The 12,752-nt window shown below is 64.8% G+C and carries 12 protein-coding genes; 7 read left to right on the top strand and 5 right to left on the bottom strand.

Features of this window, described 5'->3' with window-relative positions; all coding sequences use genetic code 11:
- The first annotated feature begins 39 nt into the window (after positions 1–39).
- Positions 40–369 (top strand): thioredoxin TrxA, encoded by a 330-nt coding sequence (trxA, locus tag GNH96_RS02630; RefSeq protein ID WP_169602022.1) that lies wholly within the window; start codon positions 40–42, stop codon positions 367–369.
- A gap of 186 nt (positions 370–555) precedes the next feature.
- Positions 556–1,812, top strand: a complete 1,257-nt coding sequence (gene rho / locus GNH96_RS02625; RefSeq protein WP_169602020.1) for a transcription termination factor Rho — start codon at positions 556–558, stop codon at positions 1,810–1,812.
- 15 nt (positions 1,813–1,827) lie between these two features.
- Here the strand turns inward: rho and GNH96_RS02620 are convergent, their stop codons facing one another.
- Genes GNH96_RS02620 through apbC form a run of 4 tightly spaced genes read right to left on the bottom strand, consistent with a single transcriptional unit; the run spans position 1,828 to position 6,716 of the window.
- Positions 1,828–3,741: a VTT domain-containing protein gene (locus GNH96_RS02620; protein WP_169602019.1), complete on the bottom strand. Its 1,914-nt coding sequence runs from the start codon at positions 3,739–3,741 to the stop codon at positions 1,828–1,830.
- The gene (hemL, locus tag GNH96_RS02615; RefSeq protein WP_169602017.1) at positions 3,738–5,018 is read right to left on the bottom strand and encodes a glutamate-1-semialdehyde 2,1-aminomutase; all 1,281 of its coding nucleotides are present in this window, start codon (positions 5,016–5,018) and stop codon (positions 3,738–3,740) included. Before hemL ends, GNH96_RS02620 begins: the two co-directional genes overlap by 4 nt.
- Positions 5,019–5,047: 29 nt before the next feature.
- Positions 5,048–5,620 carry a dCTP deaminase gene (dcd, locus tag GNH96_RS02610; protein ID WP_169602015.1) on the bottom strand — a complete coding sequence of 191 codons (573 nt, stop codon included), beginning with the start codon at positions 5,618–5,620 and terminating at the stop codon, positions 5,048–5,050.
- A 10-nt stretch (positions 5,621–5,630) separates the two neighbouring features.
- Positions 5,631–6,716, bottom strand: coding sequence for an iron-sulfur cluster carrier protein ApbC (gene apbC, locus GNH96_RS02605; RefSeq protein ID WP_169602013.1), 1,086 nt, complete (start codon positions 6,714–6,716; stop codon positions 5,631–5,633).
- Positions 6,717–6,978: 262 nt separating this feature from the next.
- Between apbC and gcvH the strand changes: the two genes are divergently transcribed.
- Positions 6,979–7,362, top strand: a complete 384-nt coding sequence (gene gcvH / locus GNH96_RS02600) for a glycine cleavage system protein GcvH (protein ID WP_169602011.1) — start codon at positions 6,979–6,981, stop codon at positions 7,360–7,362.
- A gap of 46 nt (positions 7,363–7,408) precedes the next feature.
- Here gcvH and GNH96_RS02595 read toward each other — a convergent pair whose 3' ends face one another.
- Positions 7,409–9,667: a cellulose-binding domain-containing protein gene (locus GNH96_RS02595; RefSeq protein WP_228719983.1), complete on the bottom strand. Its 2,259-nt coding sequence runs from the start codon at positions 9,665–9,667 to the stop codon at positions 7,409–7,411.
- 268 nt (positions 9,668–9,935) lie between these two features.
- On the opposite strand from GNH96_RS02595, the gene GNH96_RS02590 reads away from it, so the two are divergent.
- From GNH96_RS02590 to nfi, 4 genes are read left to right on the top strand one after another with little or no spacing between them, the layout of a single operon-like run.
- Positions 9,936–10,298, top strand: a complete 363-nt coding sequence (locus GNH96_RS02590) for a diacylglycerol kinase (RefSeq protein WP_169602007.1) — start codon at positions 9,936–9,938, stop codon at positions 10,296–10,298.
- A gap of 55 nt (positions 10,299–10,353) precedes the next feature.
- Positions 10,354–11,286 (top strand): carbohydrate kinase family protein, encoded by a 933-nt coding sequence (locus GNH96_RS02585; RefSeq protein WP_169602005.1) that lies wholly within the window; start codon positions 10,354–10,356, stop codon positions 11,284–11,286.
- Positions 11,287–11,288: 2 nt separating this feature from the next.
- On the top strand, positions 11,289–12,077 hold the full coding sequence (gene mazG / locus GNH96_RS02580) for a nucleoside triphosphate pyrophosphohydrolase (protein ID WP_169602003.1): 789 nt from the start codon (positions 11,289–11,291) through the stop codon (positions 12,075–12,077).
- A 3-nt stretch (positions 12,078–12,080) separates the two neighbouring features.
- Positions 12,081–12,749, top strand: coding sequence for a deoxyribonuclease V (nfi, locus tag GNH96_RS02575; RefSeq protein WP_169602001.1), 669 nt, complete (start codon positions 12,081–12,083; stop codon positions 12,747–12,749).
- Positions 12,750–12,752: the final 3 nt, after the last annotated feature.

Genomic DNA, 12,752 nt, shown 5'->3' with positions numbered 1-12,752 from the left:
AGGGAGCGGGCCGGTGATAACCGACGAGGAGCCGCCCAAGTGAGCAGTGATAAAATCCTTCATGTTACCGACGCTGAATTCGAAGACAAGGTCCTCAAGGCATCCGGACCGGTGCTGGTCGACTACTGGGCCGAATGGTGCGGCCCCTGTAAGATGATCGCACCGATCCTCGACGAAATCGCAGGTGAATACCAAGGCCGCTTGACCATCGCCAAGCTCAACATCGACGAGAACCCGGCGACGCCTCAGCGTTACGGCGTGCGGGGCATCCCGACCCTGATGGTATTCAAGGGCGGTGAAGTGATCGCCACCAAGGTGGGTGCATTGACCAAATCCCAGCTGGCGGCGTTCCTCGAAGGCCATCTGTAATCTCCCGGGGCATTCGCCGTCATCCCCCGGAGCGCGTGCCCTTTTCGCCCGAAGCATAGAGCACCCCGTTTTTTCCCCTGACCCGGCAGTCTCTGCCGGATTGACCCTGACCCCAAGTCCAGCGGCCTTCCTGGCCAATTCCCCAGGACTTTTTTCATATCCCGATAATTCCTTGAATGGAAACGCATGAACCTCACTGACCTCAAGCGCAAGCCCGTATCCGAACTGATCGAAATCGCCGAATCCCTGGACATCGAAGGCGTCGCCCGAACCCGCAAGCAGGATCTGATCTTTTCCATCCTGAAGAAGCTCGCCAAGAGCGGCGAGGACATCTACGGCGACGGGGTGCTGGAGATTTTGCAGGATGGCTTCGGATTCTTGCGCTCGCCGGACAGCTCCTTCCTGGCCGGACCGGACGACATTTACGTCTCGCCGAGCCAGATCCGGCGCTTCAGCCTGCGCACCGGAGACACCATTTCCGGCAAGATACGGCCGCCCAAGGACAGCGAGCGCTATTTCGCCATGCTCAAGGTCGAGCAGATCAATTACGAGCCGCCGGAAAACGCCAAGCACAAGATCCTGTTCTCGAACCTGACCCCGCTGTTCCCGGTCGAACGCTTCGTGCTGGAACTGGGCAACGGCACCACGGAGGACCTGACCGCCCGGGTCATCGACCTGGTCGCCCCCATCGGCAAGGGCCAGCGCGGACTGATCGTCTCGCCGCCGAAAGCCGGCAAGACGATGATGCTGCAGAACGTCGCCCATTCCATCGCGGAAAAGAGCCCCGAGTGCTATCTCATCGTCCTGCTCATCGACGAGCGGCCGGAGGAAGTGACCGAGATGCAGCGCAGTGTCAAGGGCGAGGTCGTGTCCAGCACCTTCGACGAGCCGCCGGCGCGGCATGTGCAGGTTGCCGAAATGGTCATCGAAAAGGCCAAACGCCTGGTGGAACACAAGCGGGATGTGGTCATCCTGCTCGATTCCATCACTCGCCTGGCTCGCGCCTATAACACCGTGGTGCCGTCCTCGGGCAAGGTGCTGACCGGCGGCGTCGACGCCAATGCCCTGGAACGCCCCAAGCGCTTCTTCGGTGCCGCCCGCAACATCGAGGAAGGCGGCAGCCTGACCATCATCGCCACGGCCCTGATCGACACCGGCTCGCGCATGGACGAAGTGATCTACGAAGAATTCAAGGGCACCGGCAACATGGAGCTGCACCTCGAACGCAAGATCGCGGAGCGGCGCATCTACCCCGCGATCAACATCAACCGCTCCGGCACCCGCCGCGAGGAATACCTGGTCGATCCGGACGAGCTGCAGAAATCCTGGATTCTCCGGAAGATTCTCCAGCCCATGGACGAGATGGCGGCAAACGAATTCCTGCTGGGCAAGCTCAAGGATTCCAAGACCAACCGCGAGTTCTTCGACATGATGAAGCGCTGAAGGGAGGCGCCGCCTTCAGCGCCCGCGGATCAGGACCGTACGGTATCCGGTGTCCCGAATCGCCACGGTGACCAGGAGATCGGGCATGCGCTCCGGCGCCAGCAGTGCCTCGGCGTCGACGCGGTCCGACGCCCTCGCTTCCCTGAAATAGCCTAGAAAACCGAAGCGGCTGGTCGCTTCGAGCAGATCGATCCTCCCCACCCAAAGGGGAACCCCGCCCTCCGTCAGGACGTACCGGCTCGGCCATAGGCGCAGCACCGCCCACCGCCCATCGCCCACGGGATGCAGCATCCGCAAGGCGTCTTCGCTATCCTGGTTGAAGCGCGCCAGCACCGGCCATTCTTCCGGCTTCGCAAGGGGATTGAACCACTGGAGCGCCGAGACCCAGGATAACGGCGTCGCCAGGCGCCAGCCCTGCTTTTCGAGATCCGCCCGGGCGGCAGCCAGGGTGGACGCCCACTGAATCGGCAGGGGCTGATGCGGCCTCCCCAGAGGCTGGATCCGGTAGGCCGGCAACCGTTTCCAGCCGTCCGCCAGCCACTCGGCGGTCGTCACTGACCGAATGCGCTGATCGTGGGCGAAATCGGCCGGACCATGCCGGATCGCTTCGGCCGCAAGGACCACCGCCAGGCTGGCCGCCAGCAACGGCGCGGCGCCGAGCGACGCCGCCTTCGCTTCGCAATGTCTGCGGCAGGCGATCCCGAGCGGAACCAGCCAGGCCAGGCCGATGAGCAGCGCGAACAGGACCGCGGGTATTTCGCTGTGGTCCAGGTAAATCCGGGCGAACCCCAAGGCCGCGACCAGGGCCGCCGCGAACGCATACACCACCCGTCCCCCGATCGTCCGGAAGGCAGGCGCCAGCCAGGTCGCGACGAACCCGAATGCCACGCATCCGCGGAGGAGATAGGCGTCGAAAGGCGGCGCGGCGAACGCATGCTCTCCGATCCAGGCCATCAGCCATGCGAAAGTCACCGCGATCAGCCAGTGGGCAAGGGCGACGAACGAACGCCGGGAGCCCAGCCAAAGAGCCAGGGCGCCAAACTCGATCAGCAAGGACTCGGGACTCCCCAGCGACTCCAGCACCGTAAAGCCATAGTCCGCCTCCGGCGTGCGCCAGGCGTCGAAAGTGACGGGCAGCAGCGGGGGGCCGGCGAATAGCCGCCCCACGGCGAACGACACCGCGATGATGAGGCCGCCGACCAGCGCCAGACCGCCGTAATCGCGCTGCTCGGAGTCGAGCAGCGGCAGGGTGATGCGTCCGAGCAGACGGTGTTCCCCGGCGAGGCGGAACATCATCAGGATCAGGTCGCGAGTTCTGGGCTGAAGGAAAGCGTAAACCCGCGCCGTCAACCAGACCGCGAACCAGAGCAGGGCGATGAGGCCGAGCCCGAGGCCGACCAGCCTGGCCGTCGTTCCAGAGGCCAGTTCCAGCGATGCGCCGAACAGGATGCCGGGGGCCAGGAAGACCGGAACCCACAAGGCTGCCGCCACGGCGCTGTAACCGACGAAGCGGCCGGCCGGCATACCGGCCATGCCGGCCACCAACGGAACGATACCGCGCACGGCGCCGAAAAACCGCCCGAACAGGACGCTATGACCTCCATAGCGCCGGAAGAAGCCGATGCCGCGCTCCAGCACGGCCGGGAAGCGGCTGAACGGCCAAGTGGTGCGGATCCGCTGGCGATGGCTCCAGCCCAGCCAGAAGCTGATGCCGTCGCCCAGCAGCGCCCCGCTCAGCGCCCAGGCGTAAGTGGAGGCGAAATCCATCGAGCCGCCGCCCACCAGCGTCCCGAAGGTGAAGATCAGCAGCGTGCCCGGCAGCAGCAGGCCGACCACCGCGAGCGATTCGGCCAGGACGATGGCGAAGACCGCCAGCCCGGCGAGATGCGGGTGCTGGCCGACCCAGAGATGGACGGTTTCCAGGCTCAAAGCCTGGCGAACACCCGCTCGGCCGCGGTGAGGGTGCGGTCCAGGACGTCATAGTCATGGGCCGCGGACACGAAACCTGCCTCGAAAGCCGAAGGCGCGAGGTAGACGCCCTCTTCGAGCATGCCATGGAAGAACCGGCGGAAACGCTCCTGGTCGCAGGCCATGACCTGCTCGAACCGGCTCACCCTTTGCTGTTCGGTGAAGAACAGGCCGAACATGCCGCCGACCCAGTTGACGCTCAAGGGAACTCCGGCTTGCTCGGCCCGGATCCTCAAGCCTTCGGCCAGATGGCGGGTCTTTTCCGACAGCTCATCGAAAAACTTGGGCCGCGACACCCGTTCCAGCGTCTTCAGCCCCGCCGCCATGGCCACGGGATTGCCCGACAGCGTCCCGGCCTGATACACCGGACCCAGCGGCGCGAGCTGCTCCATGATGTCGAGCCGCCCGCCGAAAGCGCCGACCGGCATGCCGCCGCCGATGACCTTCCCCAAGGTGGTCAGATCCGGGCAGATGCCGTAAAGCGCCTGGGCGCCGCCCAGGGCCACCCGGAATCCGGTCATCACCTCGTCGAAAATCAGCACCGCGCCGCTGGCGTCGCAGACATCGCGCAATGTTTCCAGGAAACCCGGAACCGGCGGCACGCAGTTCATGTTGCCGGCCACCGGTTCCACGATGATGCAGGCGATCTCGTGGCCATGGCGTTCGAAGGCTTCCCGGACCACGGCGGCGTCGTTGTAGGGGAGGGTCAGTGTGTGTTCGGCCAGGCTGGCCGGTACGCCGGGAGAACTCGGCACGCCCAGGGTGAGGGCGCCCGAGCCGGCCTTGACCAGAAGCGAATCGGAATGGCCGTGGTAGCAGCCCTCGAACTTCACGATCTTGTCGCGACCGGTATAGCCGCGCGCCAGCCGGATGGCGCTCATGGTCGCTTCGGTGCCGGAACTCACCATCCGTACCCGGTCCACAGACGGCACCAGCGCACAGACCATCTTGGCCATGGCCGTCTCGGCCACGGTGGGCGCGCCAAAACTCAGACCGCGATCGACGGCGGCATGCACCGCTTGCAGCACGTCCGGGTCGGCATGGCCGAGCACCATGGGTCCCCAGGAACCGACATAGTCGATGTAGGCCTTGCCGTCAGCGCCATAGAGGTAAGGCCCTTCGGCGCGTTCGACGAACACCGGTGTCCCGCCCACGCCGCGGAAGGCGCGGACCGGCGAGTTGACACCGCCGGGGATGAAGCGGTTGGCATCGGCGAAAAGGGTGGTCGAATCGAGCATGAACGACATTCTCCGAAAAATCGTTGAAATCAAGCCTTGGGCAATGTCACGCCGGTCTGGCCCTGATATTTGCCGCAGCGGTCGCGGTAGGAGGTTTCGCAGACGTCGTCGGCGCCGACGAACAGCACCTGGGCGACGCCTTCATTGGCATAAATCTTGGCGGGGAGCGGTGTGGTATTGGAAAACTCGAGGGTGACGTGACCCTCCCATTCCGGTTCCAAGGGCGTGACGTTGACGATGATGCCGCAGCGGGCATAGGTCGACTTGCCCAGGCAGATGGTCAGCACGTCGCGGGGGATGCGGAAGTACTCCACCGTCCGGGCCAGCGCGAACGAATTGGGCGGAATGATGCACACGTCCGACACCAGGTCGACGAAACTGTTCTCGTCGAAGTTCTTGGGATCGACGATGGCCGAGTTGATGTTGGTGAATATCTTGAATTCGTTGGAGCAGCGGACATCGTAGCCGTAGCTCGAGGTGCCGTAGGAGATGACGCCGATGCCGGCGTCCCCGCCATGCCTGACCTGATGCGGCTCGAACGGCTCGATCATGCCCTGCTCCTCGGCCATCTTCCTGATCCAGCGGTCTGATTTGATGCCCATGTCGATCCGCTCAGTTGTTCACGATGGCGATGGTGGGGAAGCGGCTGCTGTAATCCTTGGCCTTGAGCGCCAACCGCGCCGCGATCTTGCGGGCGATGCTCCGGTACATCCGGGCCGGCTCGCTGTCCGGCGCGGCGATCACCGTGGGCCGGCCGCCGTCGGCGCTCTCGCGGATGCTGCGGTCCAGCGGCAACTGGCCGAGCAGTTCGGTGCCGTACTTCTGTGCCATCTTCTCGCCGCCGCCCTCGCCGAAAATCGGCTCGGCATGGCCGCACTGGCTGCACACGTGGACGCTCATGTTTTCGATGATGCCCAGCACGGGGATGCTCACCTTCTCGAACATCTTGAGACCCTTTTGCGCGTCCAGCAGGGCGATGTCCTGCGGGGTGGTGACGATCACCGCCCCGGACACGGGAATCTGCTGCGCCAGCGACAGCTGGATGTCGCCAGTGCCGGGCGGCAGGTCGACGATGAGGTAATCGAGGTCTTCCCACAAGGTGTCGCTCAGGAGCTGCTGCAAGGCGCCGACGACCATGGGACCGCGCCAGATCATCGGGGTGTCTTCATCGATCAGATAACCGATGGACATGGATTGGAGGCCGTGCGCGACGATCGGGTGGATTTTCCTGCCCTCCGTTTCGGGCCGTCCGGACACTCCCAGCATCAGCGGCTGGCTGGGGCCGTGGATATCGGCGTCGAGAATGCCGACCCGCGCACCTTCCGCCGCGAGGGCCAGCGCCAGGTTGACCGCCGTGGTCGACTTGCCCACCCCGCCCTTGCCCGAGGCGACCGCGACGATGTTCCTCACCCCCGGCATCGGCTTCAAGCCCTTCTGCACGGCATGGGAGACGATGTCCGACACGATGTCGATATCGACTTCGGCCGCCCCGGTCGCGGTGCGAATCGCCGCCTTCGCGGCCTGCGCCAGTTCGTCGCGGCAGGAAGCGGCGGGATAGCCCAGCGCGATGCGCAGGCTCACGCGGTCGCCGTTCACATCGATCTTTTTCACCGACTTCGCGGCGAGCCAGTCGACGCCGAGGTTGGGATCGATGAAGTTTTTCAGGGCGGTTTCGACATCCGCCGTTGTAACGCTCATTTCGGGGCTCCTGACTAGGCATGTCTTGGACTGAATGGCGGCTAGTTTACCCGCAAACGGTCGAGGCGGAATCGGATACCTCTCACGGCGGCAGCTCCCGCGCTGCGCCGAACGGCCCGAGGCAGGGAACAGCGCGGACAGGGAGCGGGATCACCCGGCTGAGCAACACGGCGTTCCTGCCGCGCGGCTTTACCTGCCTTCCGATTTCACTTAAGTTGTGGCCACCGCCATTGCACCCACCCGAGGAAGAGGACACGGACTCATGAGCAATTTGCCGGCCGGGCTGAAATATGCCAAGACCCACGAGTGGGCCCGCCAGGAACCCGACGGAACCGTCAAGGTGGGGATTTCCGACCATGCCCAGGAAGCGCTGGGGGATCTGGTGTACCTGGAACTGCCGGCCATCGGCCGCCGAGTCGGCGCCGGGGAGGCGTGCGCCGTGGTCGAATCGGTGAAAGCGGCATCGGACGTCAACAGCCCCTTGAGCGGAGAGATCGTGGCCCGCAACGAGGCTCTGACCGATTCGCCGGAACGGGTCAACCAGTCGCCCTACGAGGCCTGGCTGTTCGCCGTGAAGCCTGACGACATCTCCGAACTGGACCGGCTGCTCGATGCCGAAGGCTACCGCGCCATCGCCGAGAATTGAAAAGAGAGCGGGAAAAACCCGGCCCGCTCCCTCATTCGAATGGCGCTCATGGCGACAGTATGCTTTTCACCGCATCGTACTTGGGCGCCGTCCCCTGGTCGCGGTATTCCAGCAGTCCCCAAGCCCCCCATTTCGAATAGGGCTCCACGCTGTTCCACAGGTTGTAGAGTCCGCCGCCCGCGGCGCTCCAGGCGTTCAGGTGCTGGGCATAGGCCGCGCCCATGCGGCTGTCGCGGTTGGCGGCCAGGAACAGGTCGGTGACGGCATTGTTGTCGACCACCGCACCGACTCCCGCCAGGTGCTGCCCGCCTTCGTAGGCGATCAGCGCCAGGCCGTATTCCGCTGCGACGGCCTTGTTCTGCAACATCTGCTGCCTGGCGTCCTCCAGCGCACCTCCCGCCGGGCCGTTGGCGAACGAGCCTCCCTGCAGGAGTTCGGCGAACAGGCTGGCCAACCCGCCGTCGGCCTGGCCGGTCCACGCATTCACGACCGTCTGATTCTCCGGCAAGCCGATGTAATAGCCGAAATAGGGCGCGATGGCCAACGCCCGGATGTTGTGCTGCACGCACGAGGTTCCGCCGTTTTCCGCCGCCCATAGCGGACAATCCAGCGACTGCCTGGCGGTCCAGGTGTTGGCCGCCTGGGCGCCCATGACGCAGATCACCCGCCCGAACGACGTTCCCCAGACCGCCTTCCAGATGTCGCAGACCTGCGCGGTCCGCATGCCGTACCATTGCAGCCGCTTGCCGAAGGTCGTATCGCCGGCGCTGGGCCAGCGCGTCAGGGCCTGGTTCTCCATCCAGCTGCCGGCGGAAAACGCGCCGTTCCAGGCTTCATTGCTGTATTCGACGTAGACTTTGCGGCTTGCGGCGAGCGTGTTCTTTACCAGGGTGGCGAAATTGCGCACATAGTCGTCGTCCGCATGCGTCGGAACGTTTACCCAGATATCGGCGTTCAACTGATTGCCGAGCGCCACCGCCATTTCCACCGGGCCGCCGTCGCCCTGGTCGGATACCCAGGTCACGTCATCGGGCATGGTGCGGTCGGCCCAGAGTTCGACCCGCGAGTTGTTGGTGTTCTGGAACGCCATGAAGCGGACGGCTTTGAAGCCCGCCAGGTTGCGGAGGAATCTGGGGTCGAACGGCTGGGCGGCATGAACTTGTTCGAACGACTGGCAGGAACCGTAGTTTGGGCAAGTGGGCGATGCCGCCGACGGGTCGCAATACGACGCAGCATCACTGCTGCACACCCCGCCGGCCTGCAACACTCGTATGTTCCTGAGGTAATTGCCGGTCTTGTTGGGATCGGTGGCCTTGATGGAGAGCTGGAACCAGCTCTGGACCCCATCGGTCGAGACGTCGATGACGTCGCGGCCCGGGGAGGACAGCGAGGAATTCCTGCTCGCGCCGCGACCGTAAGCCAAAGTGCCTTCACCGTCATAAAGGACGACGAATCGTCCCGCTGGGGTGGCGGAATTCAGGCCGGTGGGAACCAGGGTCGCGACCGACGTATAGTTGGTGCCAGTGTTCGCGCCCTGGCCAGGGTCGGGCAATGAACGCGGATAGCCGTTCGAATCCAGCACCAGCTTGGCCTGCTCCCGCGTGTTCCAGGCGCTGCCGCCGGGCTCCACGAAAGTACTGCAGTTGGGGTCCTGATAAGGGTCGCACTGGGTCAGCCAGGGCTCCGACAGCTTGAACAGGTTCAGGAATGGCACCTCGGTCCCGTAGTAGGACAGCCCGGTCATGTTGATGCCGATCGGACTCGCCGCCGCGCCCGGCGTCGGCGTCGGCGTCGGCGTCGGCGTCGGCGTCGGCGTCGGCGTCGGCGTCGGCGTCGGCGTCGGCGTCGGCGTCGGCGTCGGGGTCGGGGTCGGGGTCGGGGTCGGGGTCGGGGTCGGGGTCGGGGTCGGGGTCGGGGTCGACGAGCATCGTGTCCCGTTGAGCGTCATGCCGGCGGGAATTCCGTTGACCCCGGCGTAGGTGGCATCGAATCCAAACTCGATGATCCCCCCGCTCGCCACCTCGCGGTTGGAATCCAGGTTGCGCACTTTGACCTCGGATCGCTTTTGCGACCATCGGCCATTCCACAGCCTGGTGATCCTCTGGCCGTTCGGCATGTCCCACGCCACGGTCCATTCGCTCAGCGCGCTGGCCATGTTGGTCACCTTCACCCCGGCGGTAAACGTGGTCGCCGCCTGGCTCGTGATGGTGTACTCAAAGGTGCACGCATTGGCCGCCCAAGCCGGAGCACTGGAAACAGCCCAAACACCCAGGCCCAGGGCCCACGGCCAACCTGGCTTTTTCATGCAACCGCTTCGCTTCGTATCCATGGCTCACTCCACTTCTTGGGCCGGCAGCGGGCGCTCCCTGACGGATGCGCGGCCTGAGACCCGTTCAATGCCGGCCGATTGGCATCATCCTGGCGGTGAAACACGCCGTGACGTCCTCGACAACTAGCATAGCCCTTTTTCGCGTTCCCTTTGAGGATCGCGTCACAACACGGCTGTAATCTCTGTGTGTGATAGTGGCTGATTGCAACTTTGGCTTGTGACAACCGTTTTTGAAGGAAATTGCATGGCTGGACAACATCTCAAGGGCTTTGCCCGCCTCTACGCCGCATTCGTCCATTCTCTCTCCGGCTTCCGCGCCACCTGGCGCCACGAAGAGGCTTTTCGCCAGGAGTGCTGGCTGGCCCTGGCCGGCGTGCCGGTCGGCCTCTGGTTGGGCCAGTCGGGGATCGAGCGGGCATTGCTGGTGGGCGTGCTGATCAACGTCCTGATCGTCGAGCTGCTCAACACCGCCGTCGAGGTGACGATCGACCGCATCGGCATCGAGCGGCACAATCTGTCCGGCCGGGCCAAGGACATCGGCTCCGCGGCGGTGCTGAGTTCGCTGATCCTGGCCGGCGCCGTGTGGCTGCTTGTCTTGATTCGTTGAAACACTCTCGGCACACTAGACCGTTCAATTCCGACGACAGCAGGACGATACCGGCATGAGCGCTCTCATCTGCGGCTCCATGGCCTATGACACCATCATGGTGTTTCAGGACCGTTTCAAACACCACATCCTGCCCGATCAGGTTCATATCCTGAACGTTTCCTTCCTGGTGCCCGAGCTGCGCCGCGAATACGGCGGCTGCGCCGGGAACATCGCCTACAACCTCAAACTGCTGGAACACGACCCGTTGCCGATGGCCACCGTCGGCAAGGATTTCGGGCCGTATGCGCAATGGATGGCCTATTGCGGCATCCGGCGCGACTACATCCGCACGGTCGAGGATAGCTACACCGCGCAGGCGTACATCACCACGGACATGGACGACAACCAGATCACCGCCTTTCATCCGGGAGCGATGTCCTTCTCCCATCTCAACGACGTGCCGACCGATGCCGGCATCCGCCTCGGCATCGTGGCACCCGACGGCAAGGACGGCATGATCCAGCATGCGCGCCAGTTCGCCGATGCCCGCATCCCCTTCATTTTCGACCCGGGCCAGGGCATGCCCATGTTCGACGGCGAGGAGCTGCTGAAGTTCGTGGAACTGGCGAACTGGGTCACGCTGAACGACTACGAGGCGCGTCTGATGCAGGAGCGCACCGGCCTGAATCCGGCCCAACTCGCCGAACGGGTCGATGCCGTGATCGTCACGCGCGGCGCCGGCGGCTCGGTCATCTACGCCGCCGGCACCTGCCATGAAATCCCCGCCGCGCGTCCCACCGCCGTGCTCGATCCCACCGGCTGCGGCGATGCCTACCGGGCCGGGCTGATCTACGGCCTGCTCGAAGACCTGGACTGGGTGACCACCGGCCGCATCGCCTCGCTCATGGGCGCGATCAAGGTGGAAACCGCCGGCACCCAGAATCACAGCTTCTCGCTCGGGGCCTTCCGGGAACGCTTCCGCGAAAACTTCGACTACACCTTCTGACCGTGCAGCAGACCCGCCGGCTCATCGAGATCATGGCCCGCTTGCGGGACCCGGAGACGGGCTGCCCGTGGGACCGCCAGCAGGACTTCGCCAGCCTGATCCCGTACACGCTGGAAGAGGCCTACGAGGTCGCCGATGCCATCGAAAGAGGGGATTTCACCGATCTGCGCGACGAGTTGGGCGATCTGCTCTTGCAGGTCGCGTTCCATTCGCGGATGGCGGAGGAACAGGGGCTGTTCGATTTCGAAGCCGTCGCCGCCGCAATCGCCGACAAGCTGGAGCGGCGCCACCCGCACGTCTTCGCCGGCATCGACTTCGACAGCGACACAGCACGGCTGCGCTACTGGGAGGCGTCCAAGCTCGAAGAAAAATCGGAGAAAACCGGCCAAACCCCCGGCAGCGTTCTCGAAGGCGTCGCCGCCGCGCTGCCGGCCTTGATGGAGGCCCAGAAACTGCAGAAGCGCGCGGCCCGCCACGGCTTCGACTGGGATTCAGCCGAAGCGGTGTTCGGCAAGGTCCGGGAAGAGCTCGGCGAACTGGAACAAGCCGTCGCCTCGGGCGATACGGCGCATGTGCGGGAGGAACTGGGCGATCTGCTGTTCGTGTTGGTCAACCTCGCCCGCCATCTGGACGTGGATGCCGAAACCGCGCTGCGCAACGGCAACCGCAAGTTCCGCCGGCGTTTCCAATTCATCGAGGAATGCGTGAACCGGACCGGCAAGCGGCTGGCCGACTGTAGCCTGGCCGAACTCGATGCCTTCTGGGACGAAGCCAAGCGGGCCGGGCACTGATTCATGGGCTTGGCGCTCTGCCACCAGCACCGCTGGGACTTGAGCCCAAAGGAAGCGGCCAACCTGCAGGCCCAGCTCCGCCCGCTGGTGCTGGTCGAAGACGCGCTTCCTGCCGAAATCCGCGCTGTAGCCGGCGTGGACGTAGGCTTCGAGGACCAGGGCAGAACCACCCGGGCCGCGGTCGCCGTGCTCGAATTTCCCAGCCTCCGCCTGACAGACCAGGCCATCGTTCGCCAGCCGACCCGTTTCCCCTACGTTCCCGGCCTGCTTTCCTTTCGCGAGCTGCCCGCGCTGCTCGAAGCGCTGGAGCGGCTGAATCGCCTGCCCGAACTCATCCTGGTGGACGGCCACGGCTACGCGCACCCGCGGCGTTTCGGCATCGCCTGCCATCTCGGGGTGCTTACGGGAATTCCGACCATCGGCGTCGGCAAGACGCGCCTCGTCGGAACACATGGAGACTTGGGGGAGGAACGGGGACGTTGGATCCCGCTGATCGACCGGGAAGAAACCATCGGCGCGGTCGTGCGGACCCGCAGGGGCGTCCAGCCGGTTTACGTCTCGGTCGGCCACCGGCTGAGCCTGCCGACCGCGGTGGACTGGGTACTGAGCTGCGCCCCCCGCTATCGCCTGCCGGAAACGACCCGGCAGGCGCACCGTCTTGCTTCCGGCTAACGC

The sequence above is a fragment of the Methylococcus geothermalis genome (assembly GCF_012769535.1).
Classification (GTDB): Bacteria; Pseudomonadota; Gammaproteobacteria; order Methylococcales; family Methylococcaceae; genus Methylococcus; species Methylococcus geothermalis.
Note: the sequence above shows the minus strand (reverse complement) of the source record. Positions and strands in the feature narration are given on the sequence as shown.

Excerpts from the sequence above, each read along its gene's own strand:
- GNH96_RS02595 (WP_228719983.1), bottom strand. The coding sequence starts at position 9,667 with ATGAAAAAGCCAGGTTGGCCGTGGGCCCTGGGCCTGGGTGTTTGGGCT.
- GNH96_RS02585 (WP_169602005.1), top strand. The coding sequence starts at position 10,354 with ATGAGCGCTCTCATCTGCGGCTCCATGGCCTATGACACCATCATGGTG.
- hemL (WP_169602017.1), bottom strand. The coding sequence starts at position 5,018 with ATGCTCGATTCGACCACCCTTTTCGCCGATGCCAACCGCTTCATCCCC.
- apbC (WP_169602013.1), bottom strand. The coding sequence starts at position 6,716 with ATGAGCGTTACAACGGCGGATGTCGAAACCGCCCTGAAAAACTTCATC.
- GNH96_RS02590 (WP_169602007.1), top strand. The coding sequence starts at position 9,936 with ATGGCTGGACAACATCTCAAGGGCTTTGCCCGCCTCTACGCCGCATTC.
- gcvH (WP_169602011.1), top strand. The coding sequence starts at position 6,979 with ATGAGCAATTTGCCGGCCGGGCTGAAATATGCCAAGACCCACGAGTGG.
- nfi (WP_169602001.1), top strand. The coding sequence starts at position 12,081 with ATGGGCTTGGCGCTCTGCCACCAGCACCGCTGGGACTTGAGCCCAAAG.
- dcd (WP_169602015.1), bottom strand. The coding sequence starts at position 5,620 with ATGGGCATCAAATCAGACCGCTGGATCAGGAAGATGGCCGAGGAGCAG.
- rho (WP_169602020.1), top strand. The coding sequence starts at position 556 with ATGAACCTCACTGACCTCAAGCGCAAGCCCGTATCCGAACTGATCGAA.